Raw genomic sequence first — 21,411 nt, 5'->3', positions numbered from 1 at the left:
TCCTATAATGTGCTTTATTAAGTTGCATTATAAGCGTAGGAGGGATAGTCATGAGTTCAGCAGCCCGCGGAGTCAACATTGGCCCCCCTCGGTTCAAAATAGCCGTTCATTCAATCGTATGGTTAGCTAATAGCGGTAATATTCTATCCAGCGCGATGATTGCCAGTCAGGTGAATTCGCACGCCACTTTCATGCGAAGGGTGCTTCAAGCGTTAGCGACTGCCGGCATCGTGGAATCGAAGGGAGGCCGCGAGGGAGGATATAGCCTTCGGAAATCCGCAGACCAGATTACGTTAGGCGAAATCTACTGCGCAGTAAACATAGCCTCTATAGAATCGGAAATCGACGCGGTCGATTGTGGAGCTGCCGGAGAGAAATTGGATGCGGAGCTTGAGAAAATTTTGTACGAAGCCGAACAGCAGACAATTGATTTTCTGCGGAACTATACGATTGCGGACGTCATGAATCGGATTGAATTTTTTGAATGTTAACTTTATTTAAGTAAGATACTAGTCAAATGAATGGGGAGCGATTATAATGTGCTTATATCAGTTGCAGTTATGGAACTGATTTTTTTATGAAGTATAATGTGCTCGATATGGGCACAATTAACTGGACGAGGGGATATTATTCATGGAAATTTTAACGATCGTACTGCAAAGTTTACTGGTTCTTGCGTTCCTTATGGCGGGTTTAGGCAAAATATCGGGAGCGAAAATGCACGTAGAAAACTTTAAACTATGGGGAATGCCGCAATGGTTTCGCGTGGTTACTGGCATAGTCGAATTCATCGGCGCGGGTGCGCTGATCGCTGGCTACTGGGATCCAAGCTGGACGGCGGCAGGAGCGCTCGTGCTTGGCATCACGGCAATCGGCGGTATCCTAATTCATGTTCGCGTTAAAGATTCGATGAAGCAAACGTTCCCGATTATTTTGCTTGGAGTCATCGCCTTTGCCGCTTTCTTCCTTTGCTTGTCCGATCTTTCGGATTTTCCGGGCTTTAACTAAACATCGTTTTAAGAAGCTCATCCTTATCCACAGGATGAGCTTCTTTTGTCTGCGTTCGAGCGCTATCAGGCATTCCCTTGAACCGGTTTAACCGACTCGCCTTTGATCAAGGTGACATATACCCGCTCATGTTCCACGGGTTGCCCGGAGATGAGCTTCAAGAGTTGCTCGGAGGCGAAAGCCCCCCATTTGCGCATGGAATAATCAATGGTTGCAAGCCTTGGCTGAATGTACTCGGAAACTTCGATGTTATCGAATCCGATCAGATGAATGTGTTCCCCGACGACTAGCGACGTATGGTGGCGGATATAATGGTAAAGCCCGACGGCCATTTCATCGTTAAGGCAGAATACGGCAGCCGTGCGGTCGTATTCATCCGCTATCCTTTTGCCCGCCGCTTCTCCGGAAGATTTGCCGAAATCGCCGTTAATCTCGATGAATTCCAGACGGGGGTTGCGTTCGATCGCTTGCTTGACCGCGTGAAGCCGTTGCTTGGCATCGTACGATCCCACGGGTCCGGAAACCACGTACAGCTTGTCGTGGCCCTGTTCGAGAAGATAATCCATCGCCATCGCCGCGCCGGCTTTATTGTCGAGCAATACTTGATTGATGTTGGGGTGATCCAATTCACGGTCCAACACGACAAGCTTATGTCCTTGATTCGCGTATTTAAGCAGTTCATCATCGGAGAACGTCTCGTCAAGTACGATCGCTCCGTCTATCATTCTCTCCGGAATGAGCCGATGGGATTGCATGCCGCTGCATACGATAAGATCGTAGCCTTTGCGATTAAGTCCTTCTTTAACCCCTTGGAGCAAATCCCCGTAAAAATGGCCGCTGAAATCGGTAAGGAACACCCCGATAATGTTGGACTGTCTTTTTTTCAGCGATCTTGCGGCCGCATGAGGAACGTAATGAATCTCCTCGGCGATCTTAAAGATTCTCGCCGCGGTTTCTTCGGACACCTTATGGCTACCGTTTAGGGCATAGGATACCGTCGATACGGAGACGCCGGCTTTGCTGGCAATATCTTTAATGCTGACCACGGTAGTCGCTCCTTCTATGTGAATTGAAGCCGATATCGAGTGAAACGTTTCGATTTTAACTATAACTTAAACGAGATGTCACTTCAAGTAAGATTTTCACTGTCTTAATTCCATAAAATATAAGTTTGACAGCGCTTAAATCGCGGATTTATAATCGAATTGAACAAAACCCAAACGTTTCACTAAAAATGAAATGCCTATTAAACCAAACAGCTAGAGGGGTTACGAGATCATGTCCAATCCAAAACAACAATTACCGTCCGATGCGGTAAAGCATCCGAACTTGCAAAACCTTGTAGATCAAATGACGCTCGACGAGAAAATCGCGCAGCTCATCCAATTAGCCGTTCCTTTCTACGAGGGAGCGGAGGGAGACGGGTTGATTACGGGTCCGATCGAGTCACTCGGCATTACGGAACAAACCGTTCATAACTCAGGATCCGTGTTGGGAATGGCCGGTGCATCGGAAACGATCAACGTTCAGCGAACTCATCTGAAGAACAATCGCCTCGGGATTCCGTTGCTGATGATGGCGGATATCGTTCACGGCTTTAAGACGATTTTTCCCGTTCCGCTCGCTATCGGCTGTTCGTGGGATATGGAACTCGCGGAGAAAAGCGCGGAAATCGCGGCCAAGGAAGCATCCGTATCGGGCGTTCACGTCACTTACGCGCCGATGGTGGATCTCGTTCGCGATCCGCGATGGGGACGAGTCGTGGAATCGACCGGGGAAGATCCTTATTTGAACTCGGAATTCGCAAGAGCATTCGTCAGGGGATTCCAAGGAACGGATTTATCAGGCGACATGGATAGGGTCGCAGCATGCGTCAAGCACTTCGCGGCATATGGGGCTGCCGAAGCCGGCCGAGACTATAATACGGTCGATCTGTCCGACCGCCAGATGCGCGAATTTTACTTGCCGGCTTATAAAGCCGCGTTAGATGAAGGCTGCGAAATGGTAATGACTTCCTTTAACACGGTGGACGGCATTCCCGCGACGGGGAATTCGAAGCTTATGCGTAAGCTGCTGAGAGAGGAATGGGGCTTTGACGGGATCATCATCTCCGACTGGGGAGCGGTGAAAGAATTGATCGCTCATGGAATCGCGGCGGACGAATCGGAGGCGGCGGCCAAGGCGATCAAAGCGGGAGTAGACATCGAGATGATGACTTCCTGTTACGTCAAGCATCTGTCCGAGCTTATCGACAACAAGGAAGTGGACGTAGCGTTGATCGACGAAGCGGTGCTGCGGATTCTAACCTTGAAGCAGAAGCTAGGGTTGTTCGACAATCCCTACCGGGCAGCGGATCCGGAGCGGGAGAAGAGCGTCGTGTTCTGCGAAGCCCATCGCGAGGCGGCGCGGGAGCTTGCGGTTAAATCCTGCGTCCTGCTAAAGAACGAAGGCGCGCTTCCGCTTAAAGCGGATCGTAAGATCGCTTTGATTGGACCGTTCGCGAGCAATGGCGACGTGCTCGGACCTTGGTCTTGGACAGGCTCCAAAGAAGATGCCGTCAAGCTTGACGAAGGGTTGCGAAGCAAAATGTCCGGTTCATTGACAGTGGCGGACGGCTGCGGAATCGAGACGGCTACGGAAGAGCAATGGCAGGAAGCGCTCGCGGCTGCTCAAGCTGCGGATACGATCGTCCTCGCATTAGGCGAACATTCGGATATGAGCGGGGAAGCGGGCTGTCGGGCGGACATTCGTTTGCCGGAAGTCCAATTGGAATTGGTACGCAAGATCAAATCGCTAGGCAAGCCGGTCGTCGTCGTTCTGTTCAATGGACGACCTCTCGATTTGCATGGGGTTTACGAGGAAGCGGATGCTATTCTCGAAGCTTGGTTCCCGGGATCCGAAGCGGGCAATGCGGTCGCGGATTTGCTGTTCGGCGACGCCAACCCGGAAGGCCGGCTGACGATGTCCTTCCCTTACAGCGTTGGGCAAGTGCCCGTTTATTACAACGCCTACAACACTGGGCGCCCGCAAGGAGCTCCGGACGCACAGGTTCGTTACGTGTCCCAGTACTTGGACATTCCGAACGAACCGTTGCTTCCTTTCGGATTCGGTCTCGGCTATTCCGACTTTGAATACGGCGATGCCGAGCTGTCGTCGAACGTCATGACGCAAGACGAGCCGCTCAAAGTAACGGTAACGCTGACGAATACGGGAAGCGTGGCCGGAGTGGAAACCGTGCAACTATACGTGAGAGACTTGTCCGGCGAAGTCGTGCGGCCGGTCAAGGAATTGAAAGATTTCCGCAAGGTCGCGCTTCAGCCGGGAGAAAGCCGCAAGCTTGAATTCGAGATTAGCGAGAGTCAACTACGTTACTATCACTCGGATCTCGTGCATGACAGCGACGCCGGAGCCTTCATCGCTTACATCGGCCCTAACAGCAAGAGAAATACCGAGCTTCCGTTCAAATTGGTGAAATAAACTTCGTATCCACATTAAGAAAACAACTATTCCGATACGCACGCAACAGGGGCTGTTCCATAAGATTCATGGGACAGCTCCTGTTGTACAACCGTTTTTCCGGTAGCGGGATGGAGGAGGGCGCGGAGTTCCGGATATGTGCGAGGTGGAGCGAACGAGGGCACAAAAAGTGCCTTGGTAGCGGGAGATGTGCGAGGTGGAGCGAACGAAGGCCAAAAAAGTACCTTGGCGAGCATCGAATGTACGGGGTGGAGCGAATGAAGGCCAAAAAAGTACCTTGGCGCGCGGAAGTGTACGCGGTAGAGCGAATAGGTACGCAGTAACGTACGCATAGTGTAACGAGGCGGTCATAAAAAAGAAGCGCGGCAGGCACGCGATTGCGTAACCGGCCACGCCCTTCAGTTGCCTATTCTTTGACGGCACCAATGACGACTCCTTTAACGAAGAACCGTTGCAGGAAAGGATAGACGATCAGAATCGGCAAAGCGCCGATGAAAATCTGGGCAGCCTTGATCGTGCGCTGCGACTTGTTAACGACGACGGACACATCGAAACCCGTCATATTATCGGCTACGATTACGGTTTGCATGAAACTGGCGAGCGGAAGCTTTTCGGCTACCTTCATGTAGATCAGCCCGTCGAAATAAGCGTTCCAATGACCGACCATCGTGAACAAAGCGATCGTAGCGATCGCCGGCAAGGAGATCGGAAGGTAGATCGAGAAAAAGCTGCGAAAATGCCCAGCACCGTCCATAAACACGGCTTCTTCCAGCTCTTTCGGCACGGTGCGGAAGAAGTTCAAGAGCAAGATGATATTGTAGACCGCGACTAAGCCCGGCAGGATCAATGCCAATAAATTATTCAACAAACCAAGCTTCAAGATCAAGATGTAGCTTGGAATAAGGCCGCCTGTAAAGAGCATCGTCACGACAAAATACCACAGATATATGTTTCTGGCACGGAATACGCGAGTATCCTTGGAAAGCGCGTAAGCGGCAAGCGCATTGACCATCAAAGCCAGCGCCGTTCCGAGAATGGTCCTTTTTAACGAGACCCCGAGGGATGTCAAGAAGTTCACGTTATCGAACGTTTTCGCGTACGCTTCGAAAGTGAAGCCAACCGGCCAGAACGACACGAGCCCGGCGTTAGCCGGAGCGGTCGAGCTCAAGGATACCATCAACAAATGGAACAACGGCAACAAACAAACGATCGAGATCACACCGAGCAGCGCATAGTTAAATACGCTAAATATTCGATAAGGCAATGTTTTGTGGTACATTCGGCGTCATCCTTTCTAGAAGATTCGGTATCCAGCGATTTTATAGGCTAGACGATACGAAATGACGATCAGGATCAAACTAATCATCGATTTGAAGAGGCTGACTGCCGTAGCGAAGCTGAATTGACCGCTCAGCAAGCCTTCCCGATAGACGAAGGTGTCGATGATGTCGCCTTGTTGGTAAATCATCGGACTGTACAAGTTAAATACTTGGTCGAAGTTCGCGTTGAGTACGTTGCCCAGAGCCAACGTGGCGACGACGATAAGAATCGGCACGAGCGAAGGAATCGTAATATACATCGTTTGCTTGAAACGGCCCGCGCCGTCGACTTCGGCCGCTTCGTACAACGAGGGGTTGATTCCGGCCAACGCGGCTAAGAAGATGATCGTGTTAAATCCGAATTCCTTCCAAACATCGCTGAAAATGATCGTAAGCCGGAACCAAGTTCCGTCGCCTAGGAAGAAAATCGGTTTTTTAAGATCGAACACGTACGTTAGGAATTGGTTAACGATACCCGTTTGGGAGAGCAAGTCGATCAGTATGCCCGAGAGGATGACCCATGACAGAAAGTGGGGCAAATAGACGAGCGTCTGAATGGATCGCTTGTATCCCATATGTCTGACCTCGTTCAGCAGCAAGGCGAAAGTAAACGGGATAATCAAGTTCAGGACGACTTTGGAGCAAGCGAACAACAGCGTATTCCCGATGATTTTGACGAAGTAGTCATTCTCGAACATGTAATGAAAATGTTTCAAGCCGACCCATGGAGAACCGGTAATCCCCAGCGAGGCTTTATAATCCTGAAAAGCCATAACGATGCCCGACATGGGCAAGTAGGAAAATACGAAAACGAGCAGAACAGCCGGGAGCACCATCAAGTGCAAAGTCCACGGGATCTTGTAACCTTTTCTCTTATCGGATTTCCGGACGGCTTTGAGGTTTGCGTTCCGCAGTGTAGTTTCTTCCATAGCACTCTCCCGTTTCCATAAAATCTCATTTGTCTTATGAGGTGAAGCCCTGATATATATAGTAACAACGCGTACGTTCATCGAACTATAAGACATTGTTAGGATCGATAGTATTTTGTTAGGGACATTGCCTGGGGGGACCGGTTAAGGATGCTGAACAAAGGCATGGATTTTGTGAAAAAAAGATGGGGTTCCAAGTTTAGCCTGTTCGCGAAAATCAACGGTTTGATCCTCGTATTGTTCATTCCGATTATCGTCTTGTTTACTTACTCGAACGGGGTTACGTCCAAAGTCATCGATAAGGAGCTGCAGGCATCGAACAGCAAGCAGCTTGCCTTTCTATCGAGCCAGATCGAATCGCGAATCAATCAGACGATGGACTTCGTCGTGACCTTCTCCAGGGATCCGAACGTTCGCAAGTTCAACGGATTGAACATTTGGGACGACCTTTACGACCGGATGCAGACGAGATACGTGATCCAGGAGAAGATGATGCTTCAATCCGGGGTCATGAACATATGGCCGGTCAAATTCACGGTGTATTCCCAGTTGAATAAAGAAGCGATCTCGAACGCCAGCGATAAGGTGGAGTATGATGCGGAATATTTGAAAAATAACGTGACGGGGAAATGGTCTTATGGAGAGGGCGCGGACGCGGAATCCAGGCAATCAAAGGAGTTTCATTGGTTTTATTCCGATTCGTTCGGCCAGCAAGACGTGCTCAGAGGAAGTAACTTGGTCGTTCAAGCTAGTTTTAACCAACAGAATATTCAGAACATGCTGGATACCTATAAAGCAGGCGGGCAAGGAGATCCGTTGTTCTATCACAAAGGAGATGCTCCGATCCTGAACCGTAGCGCCTCCGAACGCCTGTCGAACGAGCTTGTCTCTTATTTGGATGGTCAAAGTCCAAGCATGGGGGATACGATTCAAGAGGTCGTCGAACTGGACAATAAGCGTTACTTGCTCAGCGCCGTGAAGTCGACTCATCTGGAATGGTATTTGGTGGACATCGTGCCGCTCGACCAAATTCTCGGACCGATCTCGTTCAGCCGTAATTTGTTCTATTTGGCGATGGTCTTGCTCTTCGTTGTCGGAATATCCGCCTCCGTGCTCATGTACAGGAACGTCCAACGTCCGATCCGCAAGCTTATTCGAGGATTGCAAAGCGTGCAACGGGGGGACTTCTCGGTACGGCTCCATTCCAACAGCAACAACGAGTTTTCTTTCCTTTTCTATCGATTCAACGATATGTCGCGACAGATCGAAACGTTGATCGAGAACGTACTGAACGAGAAGCTTCTGGCCAAGGAAGCGACATTGAAGCAATTACAGGCGCAGATAAATCCTCATTTTCTGTACAATTGCATCGGATACATGATTAATATGGCCCAAATGAAGGATGAGGAAGCCGTCGTTTCGATGGGATATAACTTAAGTGCCTATTACCGCTACATTACGCGAATGGAGCGGCCGATGGCTTCGCTCGCCGACGAAGTCCAACTGATCATCAATTATTTGGATATCCAGAAGCTGCGAAACGGAAGAATACATTATCATATCGATATTTCCGAGGAAATGATGAAACAGCAAGTTCCTCGTCTGATGCTGCAGCCGATCGTGGAGAACGCCGTCATTCACGGGGTAGGGAAGAGCTATTCTTCCGGGGAAATCCGAATTACCGGCGAGATGACGGGCGGCTTCTGCAAGTTATTCGTCGACGACGACGGACCCGGTATGACCGAAGATCAATTGGAGGCGCTGAACCGTAAAAACCGGGGACCTATGCAAGAAGATATGGGCTACGGTTTCTGGAACACGAATCAACGGATTATCCATCAATTTGGAGAACGATCTTACCTCAAGTTTGCGAAATCCGATCTTGGGGGATTCCGTACCGAGATCGTTTGGGAAATTACCGGGAACTAACGCCGCCATCATTCCATTCAACAAGGAGCACGAGCAAATGCAAATGATCATCGTGGACGATGAAGCCCATTGGGTGGACAACCTGTCTTTGAACAAACCGTGGCATACGCTGGGCATCGATCATGTCCATAGAGCGTATTCCGCGCAGGAGGCGCTGAGGTTGATCGAGACGCATCCGATCGATATCGTGATTTCCGACGTTCTTATGCCCGAGATGACGGGAATCGAGCTGATCGGGGAAATTCGTCAGCGCGATAAGAACATCAAATGCATTATCTTATCCGGACATTCGGATTTCGAATTCGCGCAGGAAGCGCTTCGGCATCAAGCCGTGGATTATTTGCTTAAGCCGCCGACGGACGACGAATTGCTCGGAGCGGTGAAATCCGCGGTCGAGCAATTGCAGAACGAATGGGAAAGCGTTAGTTCCTTCGAGCGTACCCAATATGCGTTGAGGGAAAATTTGCCTCTATTGCGGGGACAATTGCTATTAGGCGCATTCCGCGGCGAAAGGTTGCCTACGGACGATTGGCACCGGAAGCTCGATACTTACGGCTTGCCTTTCCGCAACGGAGAGTGTGCGCTTTTACTTGTACGGATGGAAGATGAATTCGGGCAATATCGCAACAACGGACAGCAATTGTTGGAATACGCGGTCATTAATATTGCCGAAGAAATTTTCGGCGAACTCTCGAACGTGTGGGGCGTCAAGGAAGAGCATGGTTATTTGGCTTTCTTATTGCAATTCAAGGAAACGGTACAGGATTCCGGGAAAGAAATATTGCTCGAGAAGCTCGCCATGCAGCTCCAATCGAAAGTAAAGCAGTTTTTGAAGGGGGCCATTTCCATCGTCACGACGGAACGGTTTGTTTTCCCGGATCAGCTCTACGACCGATATCGGCACGCTCTCGCTTATTTCAGGCAAATCGTCGGGGACGAACGGGAATTCGTCATGCGTGCGGGGAACGTTGAGAACAGCTTGTCGCAAGGCGCGCTCGATGCCATTCATGCTCCGCCCGGATTAAACAATCTGCTGGAAGCCGGACGTTGGGAAGCGGCGGAACAGAAGCTTCGGGACGTGTTTGCGGAGCTGGACGAGAAGTGGTCGGAGTCTTGGGAACATTGCTTGGAATCGGGGTATATTATCGCGTCCGCGTATACCCATTTCGCCCATCGTAACGGGCATACGCTAGCCGGATTGCTCGGAGAGGATATCGATGCGTTGCAGAACGGGGAAGCGTTCTCCTCGATCGGCAAGCTGCGCAGTTGGGCCCTTATTGCTCTGGGCAAGTTGAAGGAGGGTACGTCCAACGAAGTCAAAGACATCCGCTCCGTGTACGTCATGAAAATCCAGGAATTCGTACAGGCGAACTTGCACCACGACGTGTCGCTGCGCGCGCTTGCCGATCACGTGAACCTGCATCCAACTCATCTCTCCAAGCTGTACAAGATCGAAACGGGTGAAGGCGTGAGCGAATACGTGTCCCGTTTGCGGCTGGAGACCGCATGCCATAAGCTGAAGACGACCGATAGGAAAATATACGAGATCAGCTCGGACATCGGCTACTTGGACCCGGCGTATTTTATCAAAGTGTTCAAGAGACAATTCGGGGTTACGCCGCAAGAATATCGGGAAGGAAAATAACAACATGACAGAGTCCTATGGAAACTAATAAACTCCTATAGATGACCTCCTAGCCTCGTTGGTAAAGTAACACATGTAACAATCTTACACCGTAGGGGGAAATCAAAAATGGCTAAGTTCAGAAAGCTATGGCTGCCACTCGTAGCCGTATCGCTACTCGTTTCTGCTTGCAGCAACAACAACGCGAGCAACGGAAATGCTGCCGCAACCGGTTCGGCTAGCCCGAGCGAGTCGGCATCCGCAAGCAAATCCGAAGCGGATCTTGCGTTCGAGAAAGGCAAATACGATCCGCCGATTAACATTAGCACGGTTATCATGCCGAAGGAGTACACCAAGGGAGAGACGAAGGACAACAACGTCCACGATCATTGGATGCTCGATACATTAGGCATCCAGTATAAGGATACTTGGTATCCAGCCGGTTCGGACCAATACAGACAACAGCTCCAACTCGCGCTTACTTCCGGCGAGAAGCTGCCCGACTTTGTTCAAGTGCCGACCGACGCGGTTCTGACGAATCAATTGATCGATTCCGAGCAGTTCATCCCGATCGACGAGCTGTTCGACAAATACGCGACTCAAGTATGGAAAGACCATGCGGCGGCGCACCCTGAATTGTGGTATCCCTTCACGAAGAACGGCAAGAAGTGGAATCTGCCGATCATGGAATATACCGATAATGACGACACGCTTCTGTGGTTGCGCGAGGATTGGATGGAAAAGCTGAACCTTCAGCAACCGAAAACGATCGCGGATCTCGAGAACATCATGGACAAGTTCAAAAACCAAAATCCGGATGGCTTGGCCGCGAAAGACGTGTTTCCTCTTGCGATCTCATTAAAGAACAATACGAACACTTGGATGGGCGGCCTGGACTGGTTATTCGGAGCTTACGGTTCCGTTCAGGAGCAATGGAACAAAGACGCTAACGGCAATCTCGAATACGGTTCCGTTAATCCCGGCGCGAAACAAGCGCTTGCCAAGCTGCAAGAATGGATGGACAAAGGCTATATTCATCCGGACTCCGCGTTATGGGACGAAGGAAAATCTGCCGAAATTTGGACTAAAGGAAACGCTGGCATACTGCCGGGCGCGAACTGGGTGCCTGACTGGCCGGCTCCGGACTTGTTGAAAAACGTAAAAGGCGCAAAATACAAAGCTTATCCGGTTCCCGCGGGCCCAGACGGCTTGATGGGCACCAAATGGCAGAACTCCGGCGTTAACAGCAGCTTCATGATCAACAAAAACGCGAAACATCCGGAAGCCATCATCCTGTATTACAATTACTTGCTCGACAATCTAGCTAACCCGGCAGTCGGAAGCCCTTACGAGTACGGCTTCGCCAAAGGTTACGACTGGGATGTCGTGGACGGCCAACCGACGAATGACAAAGAAAAGATCGGTAAAGACTTCTTCGACAAGTTCCCGTACATCACGGGTCCTGCGCGTATTCCCGATCTATATATGAAATCTCTCGTTAAGCTGGCGGATGGCGGTAAGCCGGAAACGCCTTACGAGAATCAACTCGCGACTTTCCGCAAGCCGGAAAACTGGTATGCAGCTAAGGTTGTTATGTCGCAGATCGACATTCGTAAGCAAAACTACTTTACGGGCGCCGCAACGCCAACGATGATCGAGAAATGGAACCTGCTTCGTCAATCCGAGCTCGAGACGTTCAACAAAATCATTTACGGCAAGCTTCCGGTAGACGCATTCGACGAATTCGTCGCAAGCTGGAAGGCGAACGGCGGAGATCAAGTAACGAAAGAAGTTAACGAATGGTTCAAGTCCGTGTCGCAATAAATTTGGCGGCGTAACTAAAGATCGCTCCTATATTCGGTTATTATTGCCGAATAGGGGAGTGATCTTTACATTTCGACTAACAATTACCGTGTTCAGTCTGCGACCAAGGTGGTATAATTCCGTTCATGTCTATTTGAACAGAACAGGAAGAGGTATCGACTAGCATGAGAAACGGACTAATCAACGCGATCATCGCGTATACGATCTGGGGACTTCTCCCGATTTATTGGAAATGGTTCGAAACGATGCCGGCTGGCGAAATTTTGTCTCACCGGATCATATGGTCTTTTTTGTTCGTCGCCGGACTTATCGCGGTTCAGAAGCGGTGGAGAGAGCTCAAGGCGACGATTACGGACAGGAAAACGTTACTTCCCTTAATCTTCAGCAGTTTATTGATAACCGCGAATTGGTTGATCTTCATCTGGGCGGTTAATAACGGTCACGTCGTAGAAACGAGTATCGGTTATTATTTAACGCCTCTGATTAACGTCGTTCTTGCCGTATTCTTCTTGCGCGAGAAGCCGACGGGAGGCCAATGGATAGCCGTCTCGTTGGCGGCAGCAGGTGTTCTGCTGGTCGCCGTCGATTACGGAAGCTTCCCATGGGTATCGATTTCCTTGGCCTTATCGTTCGGATTCTACGGACTTGTTAAGAAGAGAGTGAAGATAGATGCTTCGCTCGGTCTCATGACGGAGACGATGATCGTCGTTCCCGTGGCCATCATCTACTGGGGATATCTCGGCGCTTCGCATCTCGATACGGCGTGGTCGCTACCCCTCTCCTCTTTGCTATTGTTGGTGCTATCGGGTGTTGCGACGGCTACGCCGCTGCTGTTGTTCGCCAAAGCGGCAAGGAGCCTCCCGCTTTCGATGCTCGGATTCGTGCAATATATCGGTCCAACCTTAACTCTTATTATAAGCGTGCTTGTATTCAAGGAGACGATAAGCACCGTCTTACTCATTAGCTTCTGCTTGATCTGGACCGCGCTTGTCGTATATGCGATGTCTTCGATACGGGCAGCTCGCGCTCTTCGTCCTGAGAATGCCAAATAAACACTCGTTCGGCTGCCGCACTGTGCAGCCGAACGGGTGTTTATTGGTTATGCGATATTGTTGAGGAGCTTTGCTCTGTTTGCTGTATTTTTATATTTCGATATCTTCGTAAGAGAAACGAGATGGTATAATAATAGCGGCCTGAGGGCGAAGAGGGGGCTGTGACGTTTGAGCACATGGAATTTGCAAGGAACGAGTTGCCACTTGCTGATCTGCAACGGCGGGAGCTGCATGCGGCAGCAGGGCGAGGAAGTCACCGTGGCGATCAGGGAAGAGATAACCCGGTTGGAGGCCGATCGGCTCATCCATACGACAAGAACGCGCTGTAATGGTCGCTGCTTGGATGCATGCGTCGTAATCGCGTACCCGCAAGGGCTATGGTATAAGGAGATGACGCCGGAAACGGGCAAGCAATTAGTCCGCAAGCTTGTCTCGGGCGATAGGCTGGAAACGAATCTAGTCTATGCTTTCGAGCCTGATGCGGTGGCAACCGGGGCATCCGTTACAGGGATAGACAAAGCTTAAGATACGTTGGGATTCCTGTCGGGAAAAGGAGTCTGCCAGACCGCGCGATTCGCTAGACAACGATAGGACGACAATGATAAGATGACCGTGACAATTGAATATCATTAAGATCTAGGTGCTGCATGAGAAAATCTCAAGCGAGCTTAAATGGGAAGTTCGGTGAGAAACCGACACGGACCCGCCACTGTAAGGAACGCCGAATCTTCGGGATCGGCAGTTTTTCCGTTTGATATGCCACTGGAGCTAGCTTTTATGCGATCTGGGAAGGTAAACGGAGGATGATGTTCCAAGTCAGGAAACCAGCCTACTTCTAAACACTGTCGACCTACGAGGATTTAGGGAGGTGTTAGGGATAGGCTTGCCTTTTATTCATGATACGGGTACTTCATTAAATACTCGTTAATATAAAGGTTTCCGTGCTGAGAAGCATTTCTAACACTTTTCCTGTGTTGGAGATGCTTTTTTTTATTTTCGTAATTTTGTGAGGGAAGTCGTCCCTGTCGCGCGGATCCGGCTGTGCGTGCGGAATGAAGGCCAAAAAAGTGCCTTGGTCGTGCGGACTCGGCTGTGCGTGGGAAATGAAGGCCAAAAAAGTACCTTGATTGTGCGGATTCGGCTGTGCGCGGGGTATGAAGGGCAAAAAAGTGCCTTGGGTGCGCGGATACGGTGGTGCACGGGGAATGAAGGTCAAAAAAGTGCCTAGGTTGCGCGGATTCGGCTGTGCGTGCGGAATGAAGGCCAAAAAAGTGCCTTGGTCGAGCGGACTCGGCTGTGCGTGGGAAATGAAGGCCAATAAAGTACCTTGATTGTGCGGATTCGGCTGTGCGCGGGGTATGAAGGGCAAAAAAGTGCCTTGGGTGCGCGGATACGGTTGTGCACGGGGAATGAAGGTCAAAAAAGTGCCTAGGTTGCGCGGATTCGGCTGTGCGTGCGGAATGAAGGCCAAAAAAGTGCCTTGGGTGCGCGGATCCGGCTGTGCGTGCGGAATGAAGGCCAAAAAAGTGCCTTGGTTGCGCGGATACGGTTGTGCTCGGGGAATGAAGGACAAAAAAGTACCTTGATTGTGCGGATTCGGCTGTGCGCGGGGTATGAAGCGCAAAAAAGTGCCTTGGGTGCGCGGATACGGTTGTGCACGGGGAATGAAGGTCAAAAAAGTGCCTAGGTTGCGCGGATTCGGCTGTGCGTGCGGAATGAAGGCCAAAAAAGTGCCTTGGTCGCGCGGATCCGGCTGTGCGTGCGGAATGAAGGCCAAAAAAGTACCTTGGTCGCGCGGATCAGGCTGTGTTGTGCGGAATGAAGGCCAAAAAAGTACCTTGTTTGTGCGGATCCGGTTGTGCGCGGGAAATGAAGGCCAAAAAAGTACCTTGATTGTGCGGATTCGGCTGTGCGCGGGAAATGAAGGCCAAAAAAGTACCTTGATTGTGCGGATTCGGCTGTGCGCGGGGTATGAAGGCCAAAAAAGTGCCTTGGTCGCTCGGATTCGGCTGTGCGCGGGGTATGAAGGCCAAAAAAGTACCTTGATTGTGCGGATTCGGCTGTGCGCGGGGAATGAAGGCCAAAAAAGTACCTTGATTGTGTGGATTCGGCTGTGCGTGCGGAATGAAGGCCAAAAAAGTACCTTGTTTGTGCGGATCCGGTTGTACGCGGGGTATGAAGGCCAAAAAAGTGCCTTGGTCGCTCGGATTCGGCAGTGCGCGGGGAATGAAGGCCAAAAAAGTACCTTGTTTGTGCGGATCCGGTTGTGCGCGGGAAATGAAGGCCAAAAAAGTACCTTGATTGTGCGGATTCGGCTGTGCGCGGGAAATGAAGGCCAAAAAAGTACCTTGATTGTGCGGATTCGGCTGTGCGCGGGGTATGAAGGCCAAAAAAGTACCTTGATTGTGCGGATTCGGCTGTGCGCGGGGAATGAAGGCCAAAAAAGTACCTTGATTGTGTGGATTCGGCTGTGCGTGCGGAATGAAGGCCAAAAAAGTACCTTGTTTGTGCGGATCCGGTTGTCCGCGGGGTATGAAGGCCAAAAAAGTACCTTGATTGTGTGGATGCGGCTGTGCGTGCGGACTGAAGGCCAAAAAAGTACCTTGATTGTGTGGATGCGGCTGTGCGTGCGGACTGAAGGCCAAAAAAGTACCTTGATTGTGTGGATGCGGCTGTGCGTGCGGACTGAAGGCCAAAAAAGTACCTTGATTGTGTGGATGCGGCTGTGCGTGCGGACTGAAGGCCAAAAAAGTACCTTGTTTGTGCGGATTCGGCAGTGCGCGGGAAATGAAGGCCAAAAAAGTGCCGTGAGGTGCTGGATTCGAAAGCCTAGCAATCGAAAGGATGTGCGAATAATGGCAGGCAAGTTGCTAATTATCGGATTCGGTCCCGGCAGCTTCGAGCATATCACGAAGCGGGCGAGGGAAGCGCTCCAGGAGAGCAACGTCGTCATCGGTTATAACACTTACGTCGACTTGATCCGGGGATTGTTAACCGATCAACAGATCGTGCGAACGGGAATGACGGAGGAAGTAAGCCGCGCGCAGGAAGCGGTTCGTCAAGCGGAGGCAGGCAAGAAAGTCGCTGTGATTTCGAGCGGAGACGCCGGAGTTTACGGAATGGCCGGATTAGTCTATGAAGTGTTGATGGAAAAGGGATGGAACAGGAAGACAGGCGTGGAAGTCGAGATCATTCCGGGAATATCGGCGATCAATTCCTCGGCTTCTTTGCTTGGCGCTCCTGTCATGCACGATGCGTGCACGATCAGCCTCAGCGATCATCTAACCCCATGGGATTTGATCGCGAAACGGGTCGATGCCGCGGGGCAGGCTGATTTCGTTATCGCGCTGTACAATCCGCGGAGCGGAAGAAGAACGCGCCAAATCGTGGAAACCCAACGAATATTGCTCAAATATCGTTCCCCCGAGACGCCGGTCGGGATCGTGAAGAGCGCCTATCGGGAGCGGCAACATGTGGTGCTCACGACTTTACGAGAGATGTTGGATCATGACATCGGCATGCTGACGACGGTTATTATCGGAAATTCTTCGACCGTTGTCTACGATGGCCTTATGATTACTCCCCGGGGTTATCAGCGCAAATATACGTTGGGAGCGGACGTACAGCCGCTTCGTCCGCATCAACGGCTGCAGCAGGAGGCTGAACCTTGGGCATTGCGTCAATGGACGGACGAGGATGAGGAACTATACGATGAGGAACTAGACAACGAGGATCTAATCGATGCGGATGACGAAGAACAAGAAAATGAACTTGATGAAATGCCGACATCTCGGCTTACACAACCTAGCGATAGCAGCAACAAAGTTGTAGGATCGCTGGCATTAGCCATAGATGCCCTGCAACTCGTGGACAGAGCGCGAGGTATTCCGTCGACTTCGGAGGGACGGAGCATTTCGGGCTATGCAACGGCTGTTGCCTTCAAGCAACAGGAAATTTTCGAGTTCGCGGTCAGCACCGGCGTTGCCGATAAGCGCTTTACGTCCAGGCAGATGCTTGCGCTCGCCGATGTCGTCGGCGAGAAAGGGACGATGGATTATACTCCGCATCATCAGATGATCGTCCGCGTCCCTACGTCGGATCCAGATGCCATTACGACCAAGCTCCGGGAGGAAGGTTTTCTGCTCTCGCCTATAGGCGACGTCGCGCAGATTAAAGCCTGCGATTTCTGCGACAAGGAGAAAGGTGACTCCATTCCTTACGCCGAAGAGCTGCAACGGAAGGTCGGTGGCGTTAGCTTGCCCAAGGAAATGAAGATCGGTTTTAACGGCTGCGGAATGGCTTGTTACGGTGCCGTGCAGGAAGATATCGGCGTGGTCTATAGGAAGGGTAAATTCGATTTATTCCTTGGAGGCAAAACGATCGGCCGGAACGTACATCCGGCGCAGCCGGTAGCGGAAGGCATCGAGCCAACCGAGATCGTGGCGATGATCGACCGAATCGTGAAGCGATATCGCGCGGAAGGCCATCCGAACGAACGGTTCCATAAATTTTTCAAGAGAGTCAAAGAAATCGAAGGGTTCCGTCATCAGGACCAACCCGTATTCGAAATAGAAAATGCGATTTGCGGTGATTAAACCGATAAAGGAGGCTGTTAATAGGATGGACGCCATATTATTCGTAGGCCACGGTAGCAAAGACGAGGCGGGAAATGAAGAAATTCGGGAAATGGTTAAAGTCGTCTCGGAGAAGCTTTCCTCTTATTTAGTAGAAACTTGTTTCTTAGAATTCGTTAAGCCGACGATCGCGCAAGGAATCGCCCAGTGCATAGCCAAAGGGGCCACTCGTGTAGCCATCGTTCCGATCACGTTGTTCTCGGCCGGCCATGCAAAGATCCATATCCCTGCGGAAATAGACGAAGCAAGAGTTAATTATCCGGATATTCAATTCGTTTACGGCAGGCCCATCGGGGTACACGAGCAAGTGTTGCAAATATTAAGCTCCCGATTAGAAAGCGTAAAGCCTTCTAACGATTGGGCAGACGAGCTTCAGAACGAAGATACGGCCATCCTTATCGTCGGAAGAGGCAGCAGCGACGCCGACGCGAACAGCGACCTGTTCAAAATTTCTCGTTTGTTCTGGGAGAAAATGAAGTTTAAATGGGTGGAAACGGCGTTTATCGGAGTAACGGCACCTTTAATAGACGAAGGTGTGGAGCGTTGTTTGAAGCTGGGAGCACGCAAAGTTATCATTCTTCCTTATTTTCTGTTCACGGGCGTATTGATTAAGAGAATGGAACAAATGTTGGAGAGCTATAAGGAACAGTATCCGGATAGCGAATTCGCCTTGGCGGACTATTTCGGTTTTCATCCTCTGCTTCAGCATATTTTGCGGGAAAGAGCTTTGGAAGCGATGCTAGGCGAAGCTAAGATGAACTGCGATATGTGCCAATACCGTACGGCAGCTATGGAGCATATCGATCATCACCACCATCACGACGATGACGATCATCACCATGGACATGGTCATCACCACGACCACGATCATCACGATCATGATCACAACCACGACCATGATCACAACCACGACCATCACGACCATGATCACCACCACGACCATGATCACGAGCACGAGCACGAGCACGAGCACGAGCACGAGCACGAGCATGAACATTCCCATGACAAAACCGTAGCCGGCAAATCGGCGTCGGTATCCTCATAAGCGGAAGGAGCGGTGCAAAATGATATTGGTCATGGCCGGAACGAGCGATGCCCGCGAGCTGGCGCTTCTCTTGCAGAGGGAAGGCCATTCGCTATTGACGACGGTCGTTACCGAGAGCGCGGCCAAATCGATGGAAGAAGCGGGTTTGCCGGTTCTTACCGGAAGACTGCCTCAAGATGCGCTAAAGGGGCTTATCGAAGATAGAGGAATTAGGCTCGTTGTCGACGCTACTCATCCGTTCGCTGAAGAAGCTTCTCGTAACGCGATTGCGGCTTCGGAAGCGATCGGGATTCCGTACATTCGCTATGAACGGGATCGTCTTACTTTCGAGGATAACCCGCTTATTACATACGTGGACGATTACGAACAGGCAGCTGAACTGGCCGCGGAACGGAAAGGCGTTATCATGCTGACGACGGGAAGCAAGACGCTTGCGATCTTTGCGAAGCGTCTGCTGTCACTCCCGGATACGACCTTGGTCGCCCGGATGCTGCCTCGCAGAGACAATATGGAGAAATGCGAAGAGCTCGGCTTAGAGCAGAAAAACATCGTTGCGATGCAAGGTCCCTTTTCCAAAGAGCTTAACGAGGCGTTGTATCGCCATTATAAAGTGACCTTAATGATCACGAAGGAAAGCGGCAAGGTAGGAGCGGTGGACGAGAAGCTGGAATCCGCGCTGGCGCTCGGGATCGAGACGATCATCATCGGTCGTCCCGCTGTGGCTTACGGAATTTACTTTAACGAGTTCGAGGGCGTTATCTCGAAATCGAACGAAATATTAGGGAGGACTTAACATGGAGTTTCATACCGATTTTAAACCGTTGACCGTGCAACCTCAGGAGATCGAAGAGCGCAGCTTCGAGATGATTACGGAAGAGCTTGGCGAACATCCTTTTACCGCGGAACAATATCCGGTCGTGCAACGGGTCATCCATGCTTCGGCGGATTTCGAATTAGGGCGGAGCTTGGTATTTCATCGGGATGCGATTAGAGCGGGCATCGAAGCGATTCGTGCCGGACGTCCGGTCGTTGCGGATGTTCAAATGGTTCAAGTCGGCATAAGCAAGCCGCGGATCGAGAAATTCGGCGGATCTGTGAAAGTGTATATTTCCGATCGCGACGTCATGGAAGAGGCTAAGAGACTCAATACAACCCGCGCGATCATCTCTATTCGCAAAGCGATTTTGGAAGCCGAAGGAGGCATCTATGCGATCGGTAACGCCCCGACGGCTCTGCTGGAGCTCATTCGTCTCGTGAAAGAGGGAGCGGCGAAGCCGGGTCTCGTCGTTGGCGTTCCGGTCGGATTCGTATCGGCCGCCGAATCCAAGGAGGAGCTTGCGAAGCTGGATATCCCGTTCATCACGAACATCGGGCGCAAGGGCGGCAGTCCGGTTGCGGTTGCCGCGGTTAACGCGATTTCGTTGATGGCGGAACGGATGGGCTAAGATGGCGATGGCGGCGGAAGGCGATAACCAAGAGACGAAGCCCTTAAAGCACGGCTATACGACCGGCTCCTGCGCGACGGCGGCTACTCAAGCGGCTCTCGTCGCTCTTATCGTGCAAGAAGCTCAAGCTGAAGCGACGATTAAGCTGCCTATCGGAATAGAAGTCGCGTTCGAGATCGTAAGGAATGAGTTCTCCGATACTTTCGCCGAAGCGGAAGTGATCAAGGATGGAGGAGACGACCCGGATGCGACGCATGGTGCGCGAATAATCTCGCGCGTGTCATGGATGCCCGAGCCGGGCATCGTCATTGACGGAGGGATCGGGGTCGGTCGGGTGACCAAACCCGGATTGCCCGTACCCGTCGGAGAAGCCGCGATCAATCCCGTTCCGCGCAAAATGATCCGCGATGCGGTCGCGTTCGTGCTCGGTTTGTTCAAGCTGGAGCGCGGAGTGAAGGTCGTGGTCTCGGTGCCGGACGGAGAAGAGATTGCCAAGAAAACGCTAAACGGTCGCCTAGGCATTCTAGGCGGCATTTCGATATTGGGAACGAGAGGGACGGTCGTCCCCTTCTCTACCGCGGCGTATAAGGCGAGCGTCGTACAGGCGATTCGCGTTGCGGTAAAGTGCGGGTGCGACCATCTCGTGCTGTCGACGGGGGGGCGAAGCGAGAAGTACGGCATGGAGATGTATCCCGAGCTTCCGGAAGAAGCCTTCATCGAAATGGGCGACTTCGTCGGCTTCGCTCTATTGCATTGCAAGAAACAAGGCGTACGTAAGGTCACGCTCGTCGGAATGATGGGGAAGTTCTCCAAAGTCGCCCAAGGCGTAATGATGGTACATAACAAAAGCGCGCCGGTCGACTTCGGTTTCCTTGCCAAGGTGGCGGAAGAAGCAGGCGTTTCTGCTGAACAGAAAGCGGCTATTCTGGAAGCCAATACGGCGGCGCTGGTCGGAGATTGGATGCAAGAGTGGGGATATGGCGCTTTTTTCGAACGGTTATGCGCTTATTGCTGCGAAGAAGGGTTGCGCGAGGTAGGCGGCGGAATGGACTTGGAAACCGTCATTATATCTATGAAAGCCGTCTTGCTAGGACAAGCAAGCAGATAAAGGACGATAGCCGGGAA

Annotated in this window: 18 protein-coding genes and 1 riboswitch; of the genes, 13 read left to right on the top strand and 5 right to left on the bottom strand. The window is 51.3% G+C overall.

Annotation, left to right across the window (positions count from 1 at the left end; genetic code table 11):
• Positions 1–50: 50 nt before the first annotated feature.
• Both L3D05_RS17760 and L3D05_RS17755 read left to right on the top strand, forming a co-directional pair.
• On the top strand, positions 51–491 hold the full coding sequence (locus L3D05_RS17760) for an RrF2 family transcriptional regulator (protein WP_239617639.1): 441 nt from the start codon (positions 51–53) through the stop codon (positions 489–491).
• A 142-nt stretch (positions 492–633) separates the two neighbouring features.
• Positions 634–1,008 carry a DoxX family protein gene (locus L3D05_RS17755; RefSeq protein ID WP_239617638.1) on the top strand — a complete coding sequence of 125 codons (375 nt, stop codon included), beginning with the start codon at positions 634–636 and terminating at the stop codon, positions 1,006–1,008.
• 65 nt (positions 1,009–1,073) lie between these two features.
• On the opposite strand, the gene L3D05_RS17750 is transcribed toward L3D05_RS17755, so the two are convergent.
• Complete coding sequence (locus tag L3D05_RS17750) at positions 1,074–2,054, bottom strand: LacI family DNA-binding transcriptional regulator (RefSeq protein WP_239617637.1); 981 nt, start codon at positions 2,052–2,054, stop codon at positions 1,074–1,076.
• A gap of 232 nt (positions 2,055–2,286) precedes the next feature.
• On the opposite strand from L3D05_RS17750, the gene bglX reads away from it, so the two are divergent.
• Positions 2,287–4,485 carry a beta-glucosidase BglX gene (gene bglX / locus L3D05_RS17745; RefSeq protein WP_239617636.1) on the top strand — a complete coding sequence of 733 codons (2,199 nt, stop codon included), beginning with the start codon at positions 2,287–2,289 and terminating at the stop codon, positions 4,483–4,485.
• Between the two features lie 406 nt (positions 4,486–4,891).
• Here bglX and L3D05_RS17740 read toward each other — a convergent pair whose 3' ends face one another.
• Both L3D05_RS17740 and L3D05_RS17735 read right to left on the bottom strand, forming a co-directional pair.
• Positions 4,892–5,764, bottom strand: coding sequence for a carbohydrate ABC transporter permease (locus L3D05_RS17740; protein WP_239617635.1), 873 nt, complete (start codon positions 5,762–5,764; stop codon positions 4,892–4,894).
• Positions 5,765–5,779: 15 nt separating this feature from the next.
• Entirely contained in the window at positions 5,780–6,733 is a 954-nt protein-coding gene (locus tag L3D05_RS17735) for an ABC transporter permease (RefSeq protein WP_439647957.1), read from the bottom strand.
• A gap of 150 nt (positions 6,734–6,883) precedes the next feature.
• Between L3D05_RS17735 and L3D05_RS17730 the strand changes: the two genes are divergently transcribed.
• The 5 genes from L3D05_RS17730 (at position 6,884) to L3D05_RS17710 (ending at position 13,687) form a co-directional block, all read left to right on the top strand.
• Positions 6,884–8,662: a sensor histidine kinase gene (locus L3D05_RS17730; RefSeq protein ID WP_239617634.1), complete on the top strand. Its 1,779-nt coding sequence runs from the start codon at positions 6,884–6,886 to the stop codon at positions 8,660–8,662.
• A 37-nt stretch (positions 8,663–8,699) separates the two neighbouring features.
• Complete coding sequence (locus L3D05_RS17725; protein ID WP_239617633.1) at positions 8,700–10,307, top strand: response regulator transcription factor; 1,608 nt, start codon at positions 8,700–8,702, stop codon at positions 10,305–10,307.
• A 108-nt stretch (positions 10,308–10,415) separates the two neighbouring features.
• Positions 10,416–12,110 carry a type 2 periplasmic-binding domain-containing protein gene (locus L3D05_RS17720; protein WP_239617632.1) on the top strand — a complete coding sequence of 565 codons (1,695 nt, stop codon included), beginning with the start codon at positions 10,416–10,418 and terminating at the stop codon, positions 12,108–12,110.
• Positions 12,111–12,274: 164 nt separating this feature from the next.
• Positions 12,275–13,162 carry an EamA family transporter RarD gene (gene rarD / locus L3D05_RS17715; protein ID WP_239617631.1) on the top strand — a complete coding sequence of 296 codons (888 nt, stop codon included), beginning with the start codon at positions 12,275–12,277 and terminating at the stop codon, positions 13,160–13,162.
• Between the two features lie 168 nt (positions 13,163–13,330).
• Complete coding sequence (locus L3D05_RS17710; protein ID WP_239617630.1) at positions 13,331–13,687, top strand: (2Fe-2S) ferredoxin domain-containing protein; 357 nt, start codon at positions 13,331–13,333, stop codon at positions 13,685–13,687.
• Between the two features lie 96 nt (positions 13,688–13,783).
• Positions 13,784–14,009: riboswitch (cobalamin riboswitch) on the top strand.
• 66 nt (positions 14,010–14,075) lie between these two features.
• Here L3D05_RS17710 and L3D05_RS17705 read toward each other — a convergent pair.
• Together L3D05_RS17705 and L3D05_RS17700 are read right to left on the bottom strand one after the other, a co-directional pair.
• Positions 14,076–14,939, bottom strand: a complete 864-nt coding sequence (locus L3D05_RS17705) for a hypothetical protein (protein WP_239617629.1) — start codon at positions 14,937–14,939, stop codon at positions 14,076–14,078.
• A 22-nt stretch (positions 14,940–14,961) separates the two neighbouring features.
• Positions 14,962–15,909 (bottom strand): hypothetical protein, encoded by a 948-nt coding sequence (locus L3D05_RS17700; protein ID WP_239617628.1) that lies wholly within the window; start codon positions 15,907–15,909, stop codon positions 14,962–14,964.
• Positions 15,910–16,017: 108 nt separating this feature from the next.
• Between L3D05_RS17700 and cobJ the strand changes: the two genes are divergently transcribed.
• Genes cobJ through L3D05_RS17675 form a run of 5 tightly spaced genes read left to right on the top strand, consistent with a single transcriptional unit; the run spans position 16,018 to position 21,394 of the window.
• Complete coding sequence (cobJ, locus tag L3D05_RS17695) at positions 16,018–17,757, top strand: precorrin-3B C(17)-methyltransferase (protein ID WP_239617627.1); 1,740 nt, start codon at positions 16,018–16,020, stop codon at positions 17,755–17,757.
• Positions 17,758–17,782: 25 nt separating this feature from the next.
• Positions 17,783–18,841 carry a sirohydrochlorin chelatase gene (locus L3D05_RS17690; protein ID WP_239617626.1) on the top strand — a complete coding sequence of 353 codons (1,059 nt, stop codon included), beginning with the start codon at positions 17,783–17,785 and terminating at the stop codon, positions 18,839–18,841.
• Between the two features lie 19 nt (positions 18,842–18,860).
• Entirely contained in the window at positions 18,861–19,634 is a 774-nt protein-coding gene (gene cobK / locus L3D05_RS17685; protein WP_239617625.1) for a precorrin-6A reductase, read from the top strand.
• A 1-nt stretch (position 19,635) separates the two neighbouring features.
• Positions 19,636–20,286, top strand: coding sequence for a precorrin-8X methylmutase (locus L3D05_RS17680; protein ID WP_239617624.1), 651 nt, complete (start codon positions 19,636–19,638; stop codon positions 20,284–20,286).
• Between the two features lies 1 nt (position 20,287).
• Positions 20,288–21,394, top strand: coding sequence for a cobalt-precorrin-5B (C(1))-methyltransferase (locus L3D05_RS17675; protein WP_439647956.1), 1,107 nt, complete (start codon positions 20,288–20,290; stop codon positions 21,392–21,394).
• Positions 21,395–21,411: the final 17 nt, after the last annotated feature.

The sequence above is a fragment of the Cohnella mopanensis genome (assembly GCF_022352055.1).
Lineage (GTDB): Bacteria > Bacillota > Bacilli > Paenibacillales > Paenibacillaceae > Cohnella > Cohnella mopanensis.
Note: the sequence above shows the minus strand (reverse complement) of the source record. Positions and strands in the feature narration are given on the sequence as shown.